Consider the following 18,062-nt stretch of genomic DNA (forward strand, 5'->3'; position numbering starts at 1 on the left):
GGCTGCCGTCACATTTATTTATTTTATGAAATAAAGTAAACACGATAGGAGGATGATGTCAACAGTTGTGCATGAAATTACTTGCGGATTGCCTCGGCGTGCATCCGCTCGATGAAGCTCAGCGGGTTGCTCAGCACTTCGTTAACCATGATGCTGGCGGCAAAAATGGACAGCGATAGCTCATGATCGCTGGAGTAGACCACCCGCTGGGCGGCCAGCGGTCCTTGCAACGACCGGCTGGCCACGACAGACTGCACCCCGGCCAGGGTTTCGGGACGCTCGGCTGGCGTACCGGCAATCACCAGCAGCCCGGGGTCAAGCAGGTCGAATACGGTAGCGGCGGCGTGCGCCACAAAACCGTTCCGTTCGGTGACCAGCGAGCGGATCTGCTCATCTCCGGCATCATAAAGCCGGTCGATATCCCCATAGTCCTTGACGTCCAGTCTCCCCGCCTCGTGGGCGCGACGCACCGTCGCTTCATCCGTGGCCATCACCTGCAGGCATCCGCGGCGTCCGCAGGCACAGGGATATCCTGCGTCGCTGACCTGCAGATGAGCAATGTTCCCGGCATGCTGCGACCATCCGGCACGGATCTGTCCATTGCTGACCAGCACCGCCCCGAGATCGGAGGTAATCACCATGAGCAGGAAATCTGATTCCCTGGCTCCATGTCCGTAAAAGAGTTCGGATTGCGCCGCAGCTCTGGCATTGTTATCCAAGATCAGCGGCTGGGGCAGGTCAGCTAGCATGCTGACCGCCGGAACCTCACTCCATCCTGCGCCCTGGTTCTCGACGATTCGGCCATTGATCCGGTCGACAATGCCACCGGTCGCGACTCCCGTCCCGAGGATCTGACGCCCCTTGGCGTGCTCGGCTATGAGCAGGTTCGCCTGTTCGATGATCAGCGCAAACGAGGCTTCGGCATCCAGTCCCGCGTGCGGAACGAGGACCGACGCCTTGGAGATTCCGTCCAATCCGGTCAACACCACGCCGGTAACCCGCGGGCCGAGGTGGATGCCCATGACCAGGTTCGATTCGCTGTCCACGCTCAGCGGAACGCGGGGCCTGCCCTGGCCCGCGGCCACCGCATCGGCCTCGGCAATCAGCTGGTGATCCAGCAAGCTGGCGGCAATGCTCGTGACCGAGGCGGCGCTAATGCCGATTGCGTCGGCAATTTCCTTGCGTGAGCGCCCGGGAGAAGCGAAGGTTTCGCGCAGCACCGACGCAAAATTCCGAGCGCGGGCCGGATCGGTCCTACGGCTCATGGCAGGGGCACCTTTCTTCCAGAATATTCCTTTTGTCTAGGAATGCTTTCATCATTCTTTCATCTGTACAGCAGACTTGCGCATCTGCCGGCCTGGCAGGCTCACGGCTTCAGCAGCACCTTCAGGGTATCCCGGCCGATTTTTCCCAAGGGATCGGCTGCGCCCAGTGGCGCGGTGAGCATGGCGTAGCGCAGCGCCCAACCACGGGCACGCAACCTCATTGACATGCCGCGATCGACGCTGTACCTCTGCAACGCTTGCTCCCGCGGCTCCTCGGTAAAATGCATCCACAGCATCCCCAAATCCGAAGCTGGATCTCCGGCGCAGAGATCTCCGAAATCCACCAGGGCGGACAGCTCGGCCCTGCCCGCAACGGTGGTCACAATCGTATTGTGTGGATGCGGATCACCGTGGAGCCAGCGTGGCGGCCCTCCATAGGCTTCGGCCTCCAGCGACTGCTCCCAGATGCCTTGCGCACCACGCCGGTACGTCGCTGGAAGCTGGGAGATTTGCTCCCTGGTGCGCCGGTCCACGGCTTGCAATTCGCAGCCCCTGAATTCACTGCGTGGCGCATCCTCCGGAGCCGGGCCATGCAACGCCAGCAGGTAGTCGATAAAAGCCGGTGCGTAGGCATCACGTTGCGTTCGCCCCAGCGTCGCGGCGCTGATGCCAGGCACGTAGCGGCAGATCGAAAAGGTGAACGGGTAATTCGCGGTCGGCTCGCCGATGAATACCGCAGCCCCCACATCCAAGCCGCTGTCGGACGACAGGCGAGGCAACCATTGGCGTTCCTTGTGCCCGATCTTTTCGGCCAGCGCACGTCGAGGCAATCGCACCAACAGGTCTTCACCCAAACGGTAAACCTCATTATCCCAGCCGGTGGCCAGATACGTCAGGGGCTTCCCGGCCCACTGGCGTGCCTGCGCGAGGATCAATTCGCGCACCAGGTCCCGGTCAATAGACACTTCGGCCGCCGGCATAGCCGAAACCGGCATTTCTTGGAAGGTCATTGCTCCATGCTAAATCAATCCCGCCAAAGTGACCGTTCGCGTTCCGTTTTGGACGACTATCCCCGAGCAGAGAGGTAGCCCCCGCGCCCGTGTGGGCACCGCCTGGGTATACGACGTGCAAGGCATCCTCGGCGAAGGACCCTCCTGGTGGCGGAACCCGCTGTCCTTCGTCACCGATATGAAATCGGCGGTGAACTGGCCGAGGTGTTCATTGCTTCGGAAACCTCAGCCGGTGCCAAATCCGACGCTTATTTCGAGTCAGACGGTAAACGTCTGCTCTCGCATTTTTTGCTTGCTGCGGCCATTGCGAACCGTCCCATCGCAGAGGTGTTCATCTGGGCGCAATACGCCTAGCTTTCTTCACTACCTTCGTTACTTTTCCGCTTTTCGCTCTTCACCTTGTACAGCGGGGCGATGGCACCGATGATCATCATTGAGATAACAAAAAATGCCATTTCTCCGAAGGATCGCTGGTCGCCGATGTTGTAGCGGATCGCTTCTGCTGCGGTGCCCAGCACAAAGCCGAGAAGCATCCCGAATAAAGACGCTTTATTGGTCGAGCGCATTGCATGTCTCCTAGCGAGCATCTCGCTGTTTCGTTGATCAGCTTTGGCTTTTCGATAATCACCGCTTGCTTTACGGAGGTTTAGAACACTTAACCAGAGGCTTTTCGCTTGCTCGAATTATTTCAACCCTGCGTACAATCATCAAGCGTACTGACGAGTAGCAAACGCAGTCAACGCCAACACGCTCATACTTTACTAGGAGGGCAGCACGCGAAAATCCTTGCCCTCGACCAAGCGCGTTGACTCATCATAAGTACACATGAAAAGAGGCGTTTTTTGGGAACGAAGACGGAGGCTCAAAGCGAAGAACCCACCAGCAAACATGGGGTTGCTGCGTCCGTGTGCGCGCCCAATTACTTGGCCAGCAGAAAGCTCGGCGAGACGTTGATTTACTTTAATCCACCGTTGCTGTTCCGGCTGCTGCGGGTACGTGCATCCTGGGACTCCCAGGCTACGAGTCCGCCGGCCGAGGGAAGCAGGAGCAATGCGGGCAACCACTGCCAGATGATCAACAGCACCATCGCCAGGAGGAGCATCGCCAACGCAGCGATTCGCGGCCAAGCACTCATGATTCGCCTACTCTCTAGAAAACGCCCAGGGACGTTGAAGTCGTTGTTCGAGGCAGTCTACCTTCGATGCATCGCGGGCAATAGGTCTCGGCGCTAGAGCATCAAGCTACTGACCTCGGACAGGCTAGAATCACTCCATGCGCAGCCACTCACCAAGCGAACAGATCCTCGTCCAGCTGCTCCTGGAAAAGTTCGATCAGATTATCGAAATTATCGCCCAACTGCCGGAGGAACTGCCCAATACCCGCCCGGGGATTCCCGGCGGCAACTCACCCATCCAACTCTTGGTGCACTGCTGCGGGATGATGCGCCGCTGGTCTTCAACGGTGAATCTAGGGGTAGCGATTCCCCGCGATCGAGCGGCCGAATTCACCGCGGCTCTCCCCACTGCGCAAGCACTGGCCCATGCAACCGCAGTGCGCGCAGAGTTCGCCGCCGACCTGGCGCAGACCGAAATGCAAGCCAGGCCAGCTTCGTTGCCAGCTGGCCGCGAGGACGAATATTTCGCACAAACCTGCCAGGGGGTTCTGCTGCACGTATTGGAAGAGTTCTGCCAGCATCTAGGACACCTCGAGATCACCAGGGACCTGCTGCTCGCCGGTTGGCGCTGAGCCTCCGGCAAGTCTCCTTCACGCCCTTGCCCCGCGCGTTCGAACACTGGACATTAACTCCACTGGCTGCATAATTCCACGGAATGCAGCCTTTCACCGAACGCTCAGAGGGATTTTAATCATCCAAATTGACGATAGCCATGGCCGCCAAGGCAACGTATTGTGAAGATGGTAGTTCCTATAGGAACCAATCAGTTCGAATTTGGATTGAATTACCTGACATGCACAGAAGGGCTTCGTGAGTCGCATGCTTGCTTGGTTTGGCCTGGAAGAAAAGGCCAAAAACGAATCGGCACCACCAGGCGATGGCGTGAGCGAAAAAACTAAGTGGGGATCCCTGCTCCTCTGCCTCGCTTCGGCATTTGCGGTTTTTGCCGTGGCTCATTGGCTGCTTGACGGCGCTTCCGGCTTCGCATCCTATGTGCCCGGAATATGCGCCGCAGGCACCCTTCTCATTGGTTCGCTCGTTTCCGAGCACTCCCTAGCCCGCGGTGCAGGCCATTCCCCGTACCGCCACTCGGGCAAAAACCAAATCCCGTAACTTCAATCGCGCGCCCCGCGCGTTGGCCGCGTCCTGAGGTCGAATGGCGTTCGGGGGCGGCCCCGGCATTGCGTCTGCCGGCGGGTTGGACTTCGAAGCTCCTCTCCGCTATCCCACCGCTCCCGCCCGCGCTATAAGATTCGCCAGTCCAAAGAATGGCACCGTCTGGCGAGCACAGCCGAGCGGAGCCGCCCGCAGAGGCGGCGACGGCCTAGCTGATCCCGTTACAATTTCCGAACTCGGGCAACGCCTGCGATCGATCATCCGCTCTGAGTCGCTTGCAGGAAAAACAATGAACCCCGAATTCCGTTGACCAGAATTCGGGGTTCGATGTTTTTGTACCTAAGGAAGGGTCTTACAGGCCCAGCTTCTCGATCACGATTTCGCGCACGCGGCCGGCATCTGCCTGTCCGCGGGTGGCCTTCATAACCGGTCCCATCAGGGCGCCGATGGCCTGCATCTTGCCGCCCTTGATCTTCTCGACCACGTCCGGCATGGCGGCCATGGCATCATCCACGGCCTTGCCCAACGCATCGTCGTCGTTGACCACGGCGAGGGAGCGCTTGGCAACGATCTCGGTTGGCTTGCCTTCACCGTCAACCACGTACTCGAGCACCAGGCGGGCGATCTTGTCATTGATCTTCTTCTCGGCGATCAGCGAGTTCAGCTCAACGATGGTCTCCGGGGTAACACCCAGATCCGCGATCTCCTTGTCCGCCGCCTTGGCCAGACGGGCAATCTCGCCCATCCACCACTTGCGGGCTACCGCGGCGGACGTACCGGCGGCGATGGTCGCTTCGATCTCATCGAGCACCCCGGCGTTGACCACGTCACGGAATTCCTTATCCGCATAACCCCAGTCGGCCTTCAGCCGCTTGCGGCGATCCGCCGGCGGCTCGGGAAGACGCGAACGCAGTTCCTCAACCCATTCGGCGGTGGTCACGATCGGCACCAGATCCGGCTCCGGGAAGTAGCGGTAGTCATCGGCATCCGACTTCGGACGGCCCGAGGTGGTGCTGCGGGTGTCCTCGTGCCAGTGGCGGGTCTCCTGCACGATCTTCGCCCCGGAGTCCAGCACGGCCGCGTGCCGTTCGATTTCGAAGTGCACGGCGTGCTCCACGGCGCGCAACGAGTTCACGTTCTTGGTTTCGGTACGCGTACCGAACTTGTCCGCACCCTTGAGCATCAGCGAAACGTTCGCGTCGCAGCGCACGTTGCCGCGCTCCATCTTCGCGTCCGAAACCCCGAGGTTCTTCACGATTTCGCGCACCGCAGCCACATAGGCCTTTGCCAGCTCCGGCGCCCGCTTGCCGGCGCCCTCGATGGTCTTGGTGACGATTTCAACCAGCGGCACCCCGGCACGGTTGTAGTCCACCAGTGAGTAGTCCGCGCCCTGGATGCGTCCGGAGGCACCGCCCATGTGGGTCAGCTTTCCGGCGTCTTCCTCCATGTGGGCGCGTTCGATCTCCACGCGGAAGATCTCCCCGTCCTCCAGTTCGACATCCAGCCAGCCGTCGAAGGCGATCGGATCATCGTACTGCGAGGTCTGGAAGTTCTTCGGGGTGTCCGGGTAGAAGTAGTTCTTCCGCGCGAAGCCGCAACGCTCGGCGATCTGGCAGTTCAGCGCCAGGCCGATCAGGATGGAGTACTCCACGGCGGTCTTGTTGACCACCGGCAGTACGCCAGGCAGACCCAGGTCAACCGGGGTGACGTTGGTGTTCGGGTCGTCGCCGAAGGCATTCGGGGCGTCCGAGAACATCTTGGTCTTGGTGTTCAGCTCTACGTGGACCTCGAAGCCGAGCACCGGATCATATTTCTCCAGTGCCACATCAAAGTCGACGAGTTCATCGGTGTAGTTAGACATGTGCTCCCCTTAGGCCTTTGGCGCGATCGACGCGGAATCAATGGCAGGTGCCTGCGAGATCAGGGTGTGCCCCCAGCTCTTTTCCAGCAGTGCTTCCAGTGCCGCACCTGCACGATAGACGCGAGCGTCCTCGAAGGCAGGAGCCAGGAACTGGATGCCCACCGGCAGGTCCTCGGACAGCCCGCCGGGCACGGTGATGCCCGGGATGCCAGCGAGGTTTGCCGGGATGGTGGCCACGTCGTTGAGGTACATGGCCAGCGGGTCGTTGTCGTTGGCGCCCAGCTCGAAGGCGACGGTCGGAGCGGTCGGCGAAACCAGCACGTCGGCCTGCGCGAACGCGGCATCGAAGTCGCGCTGGATCAGCGTGCGGACCTTCTGCGCCGAACCGTAGTAGGCGTCGTAGTAGCCGGCGCTCAACGCGTAGGTGCCCAGGATGATGCGGCGCTTGACTTCGTCGCCGAAACCGGCGGCACGGGTGGCTCCCATCACGCGTTCGATGGTCAGCGCGCCGTCTTCCGGAAGCACCCGGTTGCCGTAGCGGACCCCGTCGAACTTCGCCAGGTTGGAAGAGACTTCCGAGGGCATGATCAGGTAGTAGGCACCCAGTGCGTACTTCAGGTTAGGGCAGGAAACCTCGACGATTTCCGCGCCCGCGCCCTTGAGCAGTTCGAGGGACTCCTCGAAGCGTGCCTGCACGCCGGCTTGGTAGCCCTCGCCCTGCAGCTCGGTGATCACACCGATGCGCAGGCCCTTCAGGTCCCCGGTGGCGCCGGATTCTGCGGCGGCTACCAGGCCCTCGAGGGTTTTTGGCAGCGAGGTGGAATCCTTCGGATCGTGCCCGCCGATCAGTTCCTGCAGGTGTGCCGAGTCGAGCACGGTACGGGAGACCGGGCCGATCTGGTCCAGCGAGGAGGCCATGGCGATCGCGCCGTAGCGCGAGACCCCGCCGTAGGTCGGCTTCACGCCCACGGTGCCGGTGACGGCGCCGGGCTGGCGGATCGAACCACCGGTGTCGGTGCCCAGAGCCAGCGGCGCCTCGAAGGAGGCTACGGCCGCGGCCGAGCCGCCGCCGGAACCGCCGGGAATACGATCCAGGTTCCACGGGTTGCGCGTCACCCCGTAGGCGGAGTGCTCGGTGGAGGAGCCCATGGCGAACTCGTCCAGGTTGGTCTTGCCCAGCATCGGAAGCTTCGCTGCGCGGATCTTCTCGATGACGGTGGCGTCATAGGGGCTCATCCATCCTTCGAGCATCTTCGATGCAGCGGTGGTCGGCTGGCCCTTGGTGACGATCAGGTCCTTGATGGCGATAGGCACGCCGGCCAGTGGGTGCAGCGCTTCGGCTTCGGCTCCGCCGGCGGCGCGGATCGCGTCCACCTCGGCGGCGACGGCGAGCGCTTCCTCGGCGTTCACATGCAGGAAGGCGTTCAGTGCACCATCAACTTCGGCGATGCGATCCAGGTGAGCCTGGACGGCGACTACGGAAGTCACATCGCCAGCGCGCAGCTTTGCTGCCAGCTCGGTGGCGGAAAGACGAATCAGATCTGACACTAGGTTATTCACCATCCAGAATTGCCGGGACCTTGAAGCGGTTCGAGTCCGAGTCAGGCGCGTTGAGCAGAACTTCATCGATGCTCAGCGTCTGCCCCACCACGTCTTCACGCAATACGTTGGTCAACGGGATTGGGTGGCTGGTGGCTGGGATATCGGAGGAGGCGACTTCGCTGACGGATGCGATGGCATCGACGATCACGCCGAGCTCACCGGTCATCTTGTCCAGCTCTGCGCCGCTCATCTCGATGTGGGCCAATCGTGACAAGTGCACGAGGTCCTCACGGCTGATGGCAGACATATATCTCCCTAAAGTGGGCGGATGGGTTTCACAGACAAGTCTATCCCTTGCCCGCCCTCAACTAGGTCGCAAAAGTCCTTCGGAGGTTATGCTGTGCGCAATACCAAACCGCTCAGCTCCTGGCCGAGCGCATTCTCCCAGAAGCCGATGACTCCCGGGGCGCTGGCCTTGCCGGCCACCGGCTTGCGGATAATGACGGCGCGCTTCCCGCTGGTCTCGCCGGTGAGCGTGATCCGTGCATCGTCGGTAAATGATTCGGTGTGGTGCTGCGGGATGGATTTGCCCGCGAGCAGTCCGCGCGCCTGGTCGTTGAAGACCGGGTCCCCGGCCGCGTCATAGACATAGCGCGGCCCCAGGATGGCGTGCTCGCTGATGCCTATCAGGTACGGCTCGCCGCCTTCGAGGGGTGCTTCTCGATAGCTCAAGGGCACATGGTAAATCACCTCGGAAGTGTCGGCATGATCCGCATAAATGCGCAGCTCCACCCCGACCTTCCCCTGGGGGTCTTCGAGCCGGAATCCGCCGATATGTTCAAGTTTCGGGACGCCCTGACCAGAATAGAAGTCCTGCTTGACCAGCCAAGCGGACACCAACTCATTTTTGGTTGGCGACATTGAGGTGTTGTAGACGATGCCCATGGGCTCAGTCTGCCAAGTCAGCGACGTGCGCACAAGAGCTTGACCCTCGTGTTGCCCGCGGCTCTCAAGGCGCATGTTAATTTTCCTGCAGAGCCCGTGCCGCCAGAGGATATCGATAGCATGGGATCCATGACAACCGATGCTCAGTGGAACCAGGCCAGCCAAGCCCAAAGTTACGGCGCAGCCCTGTTACAGGATGAACGGGTGTGCCTGCGCGAGGTGGAGCCAGAAGACTTGGCCCAGCTGGCGGCGTGGTGGAATGACCCGCAGTGGGCGGTGCTCCAACAGAGGATCGCCAAGCCCAGGCCATCGCAGCGGGTAATGGATATGTTGGCCGTGTGGAGCGAGAACAAGCCGAACAGCGGGGACGCCGGATTCAGCATCTTCGAAAAGCCGCAGGGCAACCTCATTGGGCATGCCACGCTCGCCGGTGGCGCGCTGCCGCACCGCGCAGCGGAATTTGCCATCATGCTTGGCGGGGAGCACGTGGACCGTGGCTACGGCACCCGTGCGGTCCGGCTGATGACCGGTTACGGCTTCAACGAGATGGGGCTGAACCGCATTGGCTTAAAGGTCGCGGCGTTCAACACCCGTGCGCTGCGGGCCTATGAAAAAGCCGGCTTCAGCCTCGAAGGCCGCGAACGAGAGGTATATTTCCACCAAGGCAAGTTTCATGACCAGCTCATCATGGGTCTCCTTGCCCGCGATTACTTCGCCACCGCGCGACCCTGAACCCCGGGCGGGCTTACTTGCCGGCGCCGGTGAGGAAATCGGCGACCAGCGGACCGGCGGTCTGCGCTCCCCCGTCGCCGTCTTCGACGAAGGCCGCCACCGCGAGGTCGCCCTGGGCGGCGATCACCCAGGCGTGCGCGTTGCGTTCCGCATCGTATTCCGCGGTGCCGCTCTTGCCAATGATCTTTGCTCCCGGCACCGACTTCAGGTCGCTCAGCGTGCCATGGTCCACGACCCCAGCCATCATTTCCTGCAGCTGTCCGGCTTCGGATTCGGTCAATTCGGTCTTCGCCTGCGCAGGTTCCTTCGGCTCGGGGTCCAGCACCAGCCGTGGTTGCACGGTGCTGCCCTGGGCGATTGATGCCATGACTGTGGCCATGCCCAGCGGGGAAGCTTCGACCACACCCTGTCCGATCATGTTGGCAGCCAGTTCGGTTCCTTCCGAGGCATCCGGAACGGAGCCGATAAATGCTTCGGCTCCGGTGCCATCCTCGGCGACAAGCCCCAGCGAGCTGGCGGCCGAGGCTACGGATTCAGCACCTAGTTCGCTGCCTGCATTGACGAATACCGTATTGCAGGATTCGGCAATGGCCTCGGCCAGCGGAATCGTGCCCACGGCACCCGAGGGGTAGCCGTCATAGTTCTTGAAGCTCTTGCCATCTACCTCGGTGCTCGCCGGGCATTGCACCTGGCTCTGCGGGGTTTCGCCCTCGCGGAGCATCGCTAAGGCGCTGATGACTTTGAAGACGGATCCTGGAGCGTACCGCCCCTTCAGCGCGGTATTCAGCCCATTGGACTCTGGCCCGGAAGCTGCCGCCAGCACCTGGCCATCGGATGGCCGGATCGCCACGATGGATGAAGCAGAATCGGATTCGGAAACCAGGGACTCTGCGACGGTCTGCAGCTTTTCATTCAGCGAAAGCTGGAGATCCTCGCCAGCCACCGGCTCGGTGCCCAGCAGTTCGGCCATCGGTTCGTGCTCCGCGTTGTACCGCGAAACCGTTACCCCGGCGGTGCCCGCCAGGGACTCGTTATAGGTGGCTTGCAGGCCGGAAAGACCAACTTGGTCACCTGCCTGTATCTTCCCTTCGGACTTTTCAATGATTTCGGCGGTCGCCTGGCCGACGCTTCCAAGGATCGGGCGGGCGAAGGCTCGTGTGGGCGCCAACGGCATCTCATCGGGTTGCCCGAGGGCTCCGGGAATCTCTGCAATCTGTTCGTCGGTCACTTCGCGGTCCGCATCATCGCGCAATACGATTGCCTGGACCCACGCCTTGGCACCGGTTTTTTCCACACGGTTCGCGAAGGAATCTTCGTCAATGCCAACGAGTTTTGCCAGGTTGCGTGAGGAGGCTTCCCACTCGCCGGATTCTGCTCGGGTCTTATCGATCCCCACGCGCACCACCGGACGGTTCTTCACCAGCGCGTTGCCGTTGCCGCCAAGGATCTGCCCGCGTGCGGCTTCGCTGAAGCGCGCATCGAGGTATTGGCCGGCTTCCAGTTCTGGTGCGAGAATCTTCGGATCAAAGCGCAGCTTCCACTGCTCGGACTCTTCATCAAATTCCATGACCGCTTGGGTGTCATAGGTCAGATCGGTATCGCTGGAGTCAACGTCCCAGGTGGTTTGCAGCGTCGCGGTGGCGGTCTTCACCCCATCTTGGGACTCTTCGTCTTCGGCGGCACCGAGCACCGTGTGGCTGCGTTTGATGTCCCCCATCGGGCCATACGCGGTTTCCAGGCTCTTCGCCGCCGCACTGGCGTCGCTTCCGGCCAGTGGCACCGCGGAGAAGTCGCCGGAGCCAAGCGCGGCGGCAAGCGCCTCGGCCGCGGGCTTCGGATCCGGTGTCGCCGCGCTGCAGGCGGTAAAAGAGCCAGCAACGAGGGCTGCAATGGACAGGGCGACTGCACTTCGGGGGAAACGACGCATGGCGCCAGTCTATGCAAATGCGAGAGCGCCAAGCCAGAAAGGCTCGCCACAAGTCAGCATTAGGCACATTCTTTAGCTTTCCAGCACTAGCGCATACACCACGAGGCGAATGTCGGTATCCGGAACCACCCAGTCTCGTTCCGGGCGGTGGGTGAAGCCTAGGGATTCATACAGCCGCCGGGCCGCACTCCAGTGGCCACCGGTGGTCAGAGACACGGCGTGCACCCCCGGTAGCTGGCGGGCATGCTCGATCGCCGCCAGCACCATGGCTCGTCCGGCGCCAGCGCGTTGCACGGTTGGATCCACGCTGAGCATCCTGATTTCGAGTTCACCTTCGAGGGCAACGTCAGCGTATTCGTTGCCCGCTTGGATCAGGGTCATCGAGGCAATGATCCGGCCGTCTTTGCGTGCCACGAAAATATCGCAGTGGGCACCGCGCTGGGTAACCTGGCGAACAAAGTGCAGGTACTCATGCTGCGGATCGTCAAAATGCCCGGCCTGCAGGTACGCATCAACGGTGAGGTCGCCGATGCGCTCGTAATCGGCTGCGCTGGCCAATTCGATGCGCAACTGGCCCTTGGCTGCTTTGCAATCATCAACTTCAGACATGGTGCCTCTAGTTTGCCATTGATATCCGGCTCGCGGTGCTGCGGCAGGGCACTTCGCCGACTATTGGGCCTGCACCGCTCGGCCGCCCGGCAATAAACGAATCGTGAAGAGTTCGCTCTGCAGCGTGAGGCCGTACCGATGCTTCTGATCGTAAATGACGAGTCATATGCCGGTTGAAGTCGACAAGGCAATTCTCCCAAGCCGGCACGGGAAACAAGCCGATTTTCGAAGCAACAATAGTTAGTTCAGCTGCCATCTCGGGCCGGCAACCAGTAAACTTACTAGCGTTGCCGCAGTTCACGCGGCAATCCTCGATATTCACACTGTGGTGAACGCCCAGCCCGAGGACTCGGCCGAGCAATCCATTCGGCGCCCAATCAGTTGTTTTTAGGATGATTTTCGGCCACGGCCGGCATTTTGGACTCCGCTCAAGGAATCGGCCACTTACTTATTGATTTTTGTGCTGCAAAGGGCATCGTGATGGTTCACATCCAACGATTAGGCCTACGGCTCGCGGCCTGCCCAACTAGAAGTATTTTCCACTAACAGATCGGAGAGTGAACGACTTGCGCGTTCTCATTGGTTCTTCCGCGGAGCATGTTGCCCGTATCGCCGCAGATAACGTCCTCGCTGGACTAGCTCACCACGGCAAAGGGAAAGACCCCGTGCTCGGTGTTGCCACTGGCTCTTCGCCGCTTGGTTTGTATCGCGAGCTCAGTGCGGCAGTAGCCGAGGGACGCGCAGATTTTTCCAAGGCCCAGGGCTTCGCGCTGGACGAATACATCGGCATTCCGGACACTCATGAACTGTCCTACCGCCAGACACTCATCGCCGAGGTTTGCAACACCTTCGGCATGCCGGTCAGCGGGCTGCACACGCCTCAGGGTATGGCCGATTCCTTAGAGGAAATCGAAGCCAACGCACGCGCCTATGACCAATCGATCAAGGATTCCGGCGGCGTCCAGGTTCAGATCCTTGGAATCGGCAGCAACGGCCATATCGGCTTCAATGAACCAGGCAGCGCCTTGCGTAGCCGGACCCGGATCAAGCGTTTGGCTGCGCAGACTCGAATCGACAATGCACGGTTCTTCGACGGAATCGAGCATGTTCCAACCCATTGCGTCACCCAGGGTCTTGGCACGGTGCTGGAGGCCGGGCGGCTGGTGCTGCTGGCTACCGGTGAGTCGAAAGCAGAGGCGATCGCGTTGGCGGTGGAAGGACCGTTGTCGGCTTCGTGCCCCGGGTCCGTACTGCAGCTGCATCAGGATGCTGTGGTGGTGCTCGACGAGGCAGCCGCGGCGGGCTTGAAGAAGCGTGCCTACTATGACGATGCAGCCGAGGGAATCAGCTTGGAAAATCTCCGAGTGCACTAAGCCGGTTCAACACAGCCCTGCGAAACCTAGCTGCAATACTGGGGCGTATGGCTGTCTACTTCGAATGTGTCACTCGCACTCCAATGGATCGAACCGAACTTTTTGACCGTTCGAGGAGCATCGATTTGCACCGCGGTTCCATGGCTAACACCCAAGAACAAGCCATAGCCGGGGTGAGAAGTGGACTCATCTCGCTCGGCGAACAAGTTACCTGGAAGGCTCGACATTTCGGGCTCCCGTTTAGCCTCACGACGAAAATCACCGAGATGAAATCCGCAGAAATGTTCGTCGATGAACAGCTCCGCGGACCGTTTAAGTCTTTCCATCACGTCCACGAGTTCCATGAACTCCACGGAGAGACGCTAATGGTTGACCGGATACGTTTCGCCGCACCTTTCGGTCCCCTGGGATGGCTGGCCGAAAGGTTGGTCCTGGGTTGGTACCTGCCCCGGCTTATCCGGCAGCGCAATGATTTTCTCCTGCATGGATAGTTCTCAGCTGGCGCGGATCCTCAATGGATGGTTAATTCGCATCCACTAGTCCGTTGGAAATTGACGCACTGCCGGTCCGGGCAGACTTTAAGTCCACTACTCGTTAAGCTTAAAGTGGTCTGAAAAGACCGAACAACTGCAGCCGTTTTGCCTGACGCACTGATCAAGGATCTTCCCTATCACCACACAAACTCAACCCCCAGCGACCAGCCATTCGCTGGCGGGCAAAATTGCGCTCGTAGTCTCGCATGTCCTCTCGCCTGTCCTGCTGGTCGGTTTGCTGTTGATCGGTACGCCCTTGCGGCACAACGGGATCTCCTGGGTTGAGGCGGTAGCCGCCACGACGTTCACCATAATTATTCCTTGGCTATTTTTGGTGCTAGCGAAGTTCCGCGGCGGCGTGAGCGATCTGCACGTCACCCAACGCAGTCAACGCCATAAGATCTTTGCCCTGACTGCGGTGTCGATCCTCTGTGGACTGGCCTTGCTCGGCTGGCTCGGGGCAAGCGCCACAATGTTTGTCGAGGTGCTGTCCATCTTGGCGGGGCTACTCACGGTGGCTTTGATCAACTTATGGTGGAAAGTCTCGGTACATCTAGCCGTGGGCTGTTACGTGGTACTTCACATCTCCGCAGGAGATGCCTTCCTCGCCCCGGCAATAATGTTCATTGCTTTGCTATCCTGGTCGCGCATCCGTAGCAGCCAGCACACCGCCTCCCAGGTGTGTGGTGGAGTCATGGTCGGCGTATTGATCAGTTATTTCAGTAGCCAGCTAGCTCTGCTCGGATAATAGTCCGCAAAACACTTCTGGCTCGGTCCGCCGTCCATTTTGTGGGCGGCGGACCGAGCCAGGTTGAGCTTGGTTGGTCGAGAGCATTGCGTTGCAAGGCGATGCGCTAGGGGTTGACCAGCTTCTCGGTATCTACAAGTCCGGCGTACTGCCATCCCGGATATCCCACGGGACGACCCACCGGGGTGCCCGTTTCCTCGGCAATCAAAGCGCCGGCCGCCCAATCGTATTCCTGAGTGCCAAATTCGGCGTACGCGTCGAGTGAGCCTTCGGCGACCAAACACAGATCCAGTGCTGCCGAGCCGATTCGACGGATATTCACAAAATCAGGCAGAAGCTCCTCCAAGACCCCGAGTTGGAAGCCGCGGCGTTCCGCGTCATAGCCGAAACCGGTGCCCAACAACTTGGCGTCGGATTCAACCGGCCCGGCGAGCTTGGTGATCTTCTTGGTACGCAAATCATGCTTCCAAGCTCCCAGTCCACGGCCGGCGAAGTATTCGACTTGCAAGGCCGGGGCGACAATGGCCGCCGCCAACCACAAATCGGTTCCGTCCTCCTGCTTCTGGCACACGCCCACCGATGAGCAGTAGTAGGCGATGTTGCGAACAAAGTTCGTGGTGCCATCGAGCGGGTCGATGCTCCAGCGGTAGCCGCTGGGATTGCTCGGCTTCCGACTCGGATACTCTTCGCCGGTCAGTTCGTCATTAGGTCGCGTGGTGATGATCGTGGCACGAATGGCTTCCTCGGCGGCCCGGTCAAAGTCGGTGACCCAGTCTCCCGCCGCAGATTTCTCGTCAACGTTGAACTTTTCCACGTCACGCTTGGAGAGCACCTCGGCGCCGGCCGCCGCGGCGCGGCGTGCTACGAGCACCAGCGGGTCGTGTGCGGCCTTGTTGTTTTCCACTTAGACTCCTTGATTTGCTGTCAATGCAACTTCGCGTGCCGCGTCGGGGCCCTGCTCGAGCAGTACTACAAACCCTGCTTCGTCCAATACCGGCACCCCGAGCGACTGCGCCTTATCCAGCTTTGACCCGGCGGCTTCGCCGGCTACGAGGAAGTCGGTCTTTTTGGACACGCTTCCGGTGGCCTTGCCGCCGCGGATGATAATGCCTTCCTTAGCGGTGTCCCGGGAGAAATTCTCCAAAGTACCGGTGACCACAATGGCCAGGCCTTCTAGGTGCTTGAGGACGTTTTCATCTTGTTCGTCATGCATCTTCACCCCGGCGGCCTGCCAACTGGCGACGATGTCACGGTGCCAGTCAACCTTGAACCAGTCCACCAGCGCCTCGGCGATAATCGAACCCACCGAGTCAATCTGGCTCAGTTCCTCCACCGCGTTAGCTGAATCGAGGGCCGCTAGCACCGCGTCCATGGATCCATAGCGGGTAGCGATCGCACGCGAAGCATTGGGACCCACATGACGGATCGACAAAGCGACCAGTACGCGCCAGAGCGGGTTGCTCTTGGCTTTTTCCAGCTCGTCAAAGAGCTTCTCGGTGCCTTTCGTGGCAACCGACGGCTTTTTGGCGGTGGGCTTGGTGAAGAAGTACGGCACCAGTTCAAATTCCCCGGTGCCTTCTCCCTTGGCGCGCTTCTCCCGCCACACCTTGACCTCGGAAAGCTGTTCAAGCTTGTCCTTCAGGTCAAAAAGCTCGGCCTCATTGCGCAGCGGGCCGGGGCCCGCCGGGAGGATGACACCGCCCTGGGTGGCTGGGTCTTCTCCGGGGCCGCTGGTCAAGGCCGCGGCTGCCTCGTAGCCCAGTGCCTCGATGTCCAGGGCGCTGCGCCCGCCTAGGTAGGCAACGCGTTCGGTGAGCTGAGCCGGGCACGATTCGGCGTTGAGGCAACGGATATCCACGTCGCCTTCCTTGGCCGGAGCCAGCGGCTGGCCACAGGATGGGCATTCGGTGGGCATCACGAAGTCCCGCAAGCCCTCATTGCCTTCGCGCAAGGCGAGGACCGGGCCGACGATCTCCGGGATCACGTCTCCGGCTTTGCGCAAGATGACCGTGTCACCGATCTGCACATTTTTTGCCTTGACCACTTCCTGGTTATGCAAGGTTGCCCGGGCAACAGTGGATCCGGCCACGAGTACCGGTTCCATGACGCCGAAGGGGGTCACCCGTCCGGTGCGTCCTACCTGCACCTGGATGTCGAGCAGTTTGGTGTGGACCTCTTCGGGCGGGTATTTATAGGCCACAGCCCAGCGTGGGACGCGGGAGGTATAACCGAGCTGTTCCTGGGTGGCCAGGTCATCGACCTTGATGACAATGCCGTCGATATCGTGGATCAGCTCATGCCGCTTTTCGCCATTCTCGGCGATGTAGTCCGTAACCTCGGCACGCGAGGTAACAACGCGGCCATAAGGCGAGACCGGAAGGCCCCAACCGCGCATTAGTTCATAGGCCTCGGACTGGTGGGTCATCGAGAAGTCCCGACTGCGTCCGAGCCCATGCACAAACATCCGCAACGGACGCTTGGCAGTCTGCTGCGGGTCTTTTTGCCGAAGCGAGCCCGCGGCGGCATTGCGTGGATTCGCCAACGGTGCTTTTCCTTCGGCGATCAGCATCTCGTTGTAGGCGTTGAAGTCCTTGGTGGCAATGTAAACCTCACCGCGCACCTCGAATTCTTGCGGGTAGCCGGACCCGGAGAGTTCTTGCGGGATATCGGAGATGGTCAGCGCGTTGTGCGTGACGTCTTCCCCGGTGGTTCCATCCCCGCGGGTCACCGCGCGCACGAGCTTGCCGTCCCGATAGGTCAGGTTCAGCGCCAATCCATCTATTTTGACTTCGCACAGCCAGCTAACCGGAGATTCGGGACGTAGCTTCGTGGCATTCGCTTGGGCTCGTTCGAGCCAGACATCCAGCTCTTCAAGCGTGAAAACATCTTCCAGCGAGTACATGCGGCTTGCATGCTTGACCGGCGCAAAGGCGCTGCTGACTTCGCCGCCCACCTCAAGTGTGGGTGAATCCTGCCCCATGAGTATTGGGTATTGGCTCTCCACCAGCTGCAGTTCGTGGAATAGCGCGTCGTAGTCCGCGTCGGGGACCAGCGGAGCGTCCTGCTGGTAGTAAGCCTCGCGATGTGCGCGTATCTGTTCCACCAGAGTCTCATAGCGTTCCCGAACGCTATCCGGTGGGGTCATCATTGAGTCTGCTGGTGTTACTGGATTTTCACTCACGTATCCAATTGTGCCCCACCCGGCCGACGCTTTGGCCTCTAGCACG

The 18,062-nt window shown here is 60.6% G+C and carries 19 protein-coding genes; 7 read left to right on the plus strand and 12 right to left on the minus strand.

Annotated features, from left to right (window positions below; genetic code table 11):
- Positions 1–77: 77 nt before the first annotated feature.
- Positions 78–1,265 carry an ROK family protein gene (locus CQ017_RS11350; protein ID WP_105553800.1) on the minus strand — a complete coding sequence of 396 codons (1,188 nt, stop codon included), beginning with the start codon at positions 1,263–1,265 and terminating at the stop codon, positions 78–80.
- Between the two features lie 101 nt (positions 1,266–1,366).
- Complete coding sequence (locus CQ017_RS11355; protein WP_105553801.1) at positions 1,367–2,275, minus strand: aminoglycoside phosphotransferase family protein; 909 nt, start codon at positions 2,273–2,275, stop codon at positions 1,367–1,369.
- Between the two features lie 147 nt (positions 2,276–2,422).
- Here CQ017_RS11355 and CQ017_RS11360 point away from each other — a divergent pair, with 147 nt between their 5' ends.
- The gene (locus CQ017_RS11360; protein ID WP_105553802.1) at positions 2,423–2,629 is read left to right on the plus strand and encodes a hypothetical protein; all 207 of its coding nucleotides are present in this window, start codon (positions 2,423–2,425) and stop codon (positions 2,627–2,629) included.
- Here the strand turns inward: CQ017_RS11360 and CQ017_RS11365 are convergent.
- Together CQ017_RS11365 and CQ017_RS17890 are read right to left on the minus strand one after the other, a co-directional pair.
- The gene (locus tag CQ017_RS11365; protein ID WP_105553803.1) at positions 2,626–2,841 is read right to left on the minus strand and encodes a hypothetical protein; all 216 of its coding nucleotides are present in this window, start codon (positions 2,839–2,841) and stop codon (positions 2,626–2,628) included. The genes CQ017_RS11360 and CQ017_RS11365 overlap by 4 nt on opposite strands.
- A gap of 389 nt (positions 2,842–3,230) precedes the next feature.
- Positions 3,231–3,410, minus strand: coding sequence for a hypothetical protein (locus CQ017_RS17890; RefSeq protein WP_146112475.1), 180 nt, complete (start codon positions 3,408–3,410; stop codon positions 3,231–3,233).
- Positions 3,411–3,547: 137 nt separating this feature from the next.
- On the opposite strand from CQ017_RS17890, the gene CQ017_RS11370 reads away from it, so the two are divergent.
- Both CQ017_RS11370 and CQ017_RS11375 read left to right on the plus strand, forming a co-directional pair.
- Positions 3,548–4,021, plus strand: coding sequence for a DUF664 domain-containing protein (locus CQ017_RS11370; protein WP_105553804.1), 474 nt, complete (start codon positions 3,548–3,550; stop codon positions 4,019–4,021).
- 310 nt (positions 4,022–4,331) lie between these two features.
- Positions 4,332–4,562 (plus strand): hypothetical protein, encoded by a 231-nt coding sequence (locus CQ017_RS11375; protein WP_146112476.1) that lies wholly within the window; start codon positions 4,332–4,334, stop codon positions 4,560–4,562.
- 355 nt (positions 4,563–4,917) lie between these two features.
- Here the strand turns inward: CQ017_RS11375 and gatB are convergent, their stop codons facing one another.
- The 4 genes from gatB to CQ017_RS11395 form a co-directional block, all read right to left on the minus strand.
- Positions 4,918–6,426 (minus strand): Asp-tRNA(Asn)/Glu-tRNA(Gln) amidotransferase subunit GatB, encoded by a 1,509-nt coding sequence (gatB, locus tag CQ017_RS11380; RefSeq protein ID WP_105553806.1) that lies wholly within the window; start codon positions 6,424–6,426, stop codon positions 4,918–4,920.
- Positions 6,427–6,435: 9 nt separating this feature from the next.
- Positions 6,436–7,974: an Asp-tRNA(Asn)/Glu-tRNA(Gln) amidotransferase subunit GatA gene (gene gatA, locus CQ017_RS11385; protein WP_374954994.1), complete on the minus strand. Its 1,539-nt coding sequence runs from the start codon at positions 7,972–7,974 to the stop codon at positions 6,436–6,438.
- Between the two features lie 4 nt (positions 7,975–7,978).
- On the minus strand, positions 7,979–8,275 hold the full coding sequence (gene gatC / locus CQ017_RS11390; RefSeq protein ID WP_096287501.1) for an Asp-tRNA(Asn)/Glu-tRNA(Gln) amidotransferase subunit GatC: 297 nt from the start codon (positions 8,273–8,275) through the stop codon (positions 7,979–7,981).
- Positions 8,276–8,361: 86 nt separating this feature from the next.
- Positions 8,362–8,988 (minus strand): 1,4-alpha-glucan branching protein, encoded by a 627-nt coding sequence (locus CQ017_RS11395; protein ID WP_105719015.1) that lies wholly within the window; start codon positions 8,986–8,988, stop codon positions 8,362–8,364.
- 54 nt (positions 8,989–9,042) lie between these two features.
- On the opposite strand from CQ017_RS11395, the gene CQ017_RS11400 reads away from it, so the two are divergent.
- On the plus strand, positions 9,043–9,645 hold the full coding sequence (locus CQ017_RS11400) for a GNAT family N-acetyltransferase (RefSeq protein ID WP_181148482.1): 603 nt from the start codon (positions 9,043–9,045) through the stop codon (positions 9,643–9,645).
- 13 nt (positions 9,646–9,658) lie between these two features.
- Here the strand turns inward: CQ017_RS11400 and CQ017_RS11405 are convergent, their stop codons facing one another.
- Both CQ017_RS11405 and CQ017_RS11410 read right to left on the minus strand, forming a co-directional pair.
- Complete coding sequence (locus CQ017_RS11405; protein ID WP_105553809.1) at positions 9,659–11,572, minus strand: penicillin-binding transpeptidase domain-containing protein; 1,914 nt, start codon at positions 11,570–11,572, stop codon at positions 9,659–9,661.
- 72 nt (positions 11,573–11,644) lie between these two features.
- Entirely contained in the window at positions 11,645–12,181 is a 537-nt protein-coding gene (locus CQ017_RS11410) for a GNAT family N-acetyltransferase (protein ID WP_105553810.1), read from the minus strand.
- Positions 12,182–12,747: 566 nt separating this feature from the next.
- Here CQ017_RS11410 and CQ017_RS11415 point away from each other — a divergent pair.
- The 3 genes from CQ017_RS11415 (at position 12,748) to CQ017_RS11425 (ending at position 14,835) form a co-directional block, all read left to right on the plus strand.
- A complete protein-coding gene (locus CQ017_RS11415) occupies positions 12,748–13,554 on the plus strand; it encodes a glucosamine-6-phosphate deaminase (RefSeq protein WP_105553931.1) in 807 nt (268 codons plus the stop codon).
- Between the two features lie 266 nt (positions 13,555–13,820).
- The gene (locus CQ017_RS18495) at positions 13,821–14,045 is read left to right on the plus strand and encodes a hypothetical protein (protein ID WP_308727261.1); all 225 of its coding nucleotides are present in this window, start codon (positions 13,821–13,823) and stop codon (positions 14,043–14,045) included.
- 277 nt (positions 14,046–14,322) lie between these two features.
- Positions 14,323–14,835, plus strand: a complete 513-nt coding sequence (locus CQ017_RS11425) for a hypothetical protein (RefSeq protein WP_146112477.1) — start codon at positions 14,323–14,325, stop codon at positions 14,833–14,835.
- Between the two features lie 106 nt (positions 14,836–14,941).
- Here CQ017_RS11425 and CQ017_RS11430 read toward each other — a convergent pair whose 3' ends face one another.
- On the minus strand, positions 14,942–15,739 hold the full coding sequence (locus tag CQ017_RS11430) for an inositol monophosphatase family protein (RefSeq protein ID WP_105553813.1): 798 nt from the start codon (positions 15,737–15,739) through the stop codon (positions 14,942–14,944).
- Complete coding sequence (ligA, locus tag CQ017_RS11435; protein ID WP_105553814.1) at positions 15,740–17,983, minus strand: NAD-dependent DNA ligase LigA; 2,244 nt, start codon at positions 17,981–17,983, stop codon at positions 15,740–15,742.
- Positions 17,984–18,062: the final 79 nt, after the last annotated feature.

Origin of the sequence: Arthrobacter sp. MYb224, assembly GCF_002975455.1 — a bacterium.
Classification (GTDB): Bacteria; Actinomycetota; Actinomycetes; order Actinomycetales; family Micrococcaceae; genus Glutamicibacter.

Excerpts from the sequence above, each read along its gene's own strand:
- CQ017_RS11350 (WP_105553800.1), bottom strand. The coding sequence starts at position 1,265 with ATGAGCCGTAGGACCGATCCGGCCCGCGCTCGGAATTTTGCGTCGGTG.
- CQ017_RS11355 (WP_105553801.1), bottom strand. The coding sequence starts at position 2,275 with ATGACCTTCCAAGAAATGCCGGTTTCGGCTATGCCGGCGGCCGAAGTG.
- CQ017_RS11365 (WP_105553803.1), bottom strand. The coding sequence starts at position 2,841 with ATGCGCTCGACCAATAAAGCGTCTTTATTCGGGATGCTTCTCGGCTTT.
- CQ017_RS17890 (WP_146112475.1), bottom strand. The coding sequence starts at position 3,410 with ATGAGTGCTTGGCCGCGAATCGCTGCGTTGGCGATGCTCCTCCTGGCG.
- CQ017_RS11370 (WP_105553804.1), top strand. The coding sequence starts at position 3,548 with ATGCGCAGCCACTCACCAAGCGAACAGATCCTCGTCCAGCTGCTCCTG.
- gatB (WP_105553806.1), bottom strand. The coding sequence starts at position 6,426 with ATGTCTAACTACACCGATGAACTCGTCGACTTTGATGTGGCACTGGAG.
- gatC (WP_096287501.1), bottom strand. The coding sequence starts at position 8,275 with ATGTCTGCCATCAGCCGTGAGGACCTCGTGCACTTGTCACGATTGGCC.
- CQ017_RS11395 (WP_105719015.1), bottom strand. The coding sequence starts at position 8,988 with ATGCGCCTTGAGAGCCGCGGGCAACACGAGGGTCAAGCTCTTGTGCGC.
- CQ017_RS11400 (WP_181148482.1), top strand. The coding sequence starts at position 9,043 with ATGACAACCGATGCTCAGTGGAACCAGGCCAGCCAAGCCCAAAGTTAC.
- CQ017_RS11405 (WP_105553809.1), bottom strand. The coding sequence starts at position 11,572 with ATGCGTCGTTTCCCCCGAAGTGCAGTCGCCCTGTCCATTGCAGCCCTC.
- CQ017_RS11410 (WP_105553810.1), bottom strand. The coding sequence starts at position 12,181 with ATGTCTGAAGTTGATGATTGCAAAGCAGCCAAGGGCCAGTTGCGCATC.
- CQ017_RS18495 (WP_308727261.1), top strand. The coding sequence starts at position 13,821 with ATGAAATCCGCAGAAATGTTCGTCGATGAACAGCTCCGCGGACCGTTT.
- ligA (WP_105553814.1), bottom strand. The coding sequence starts at position 17,983 with ATGATGACCCCACCGGATAGCGTTCGGGAACGCTATGAGACTCTGGTG.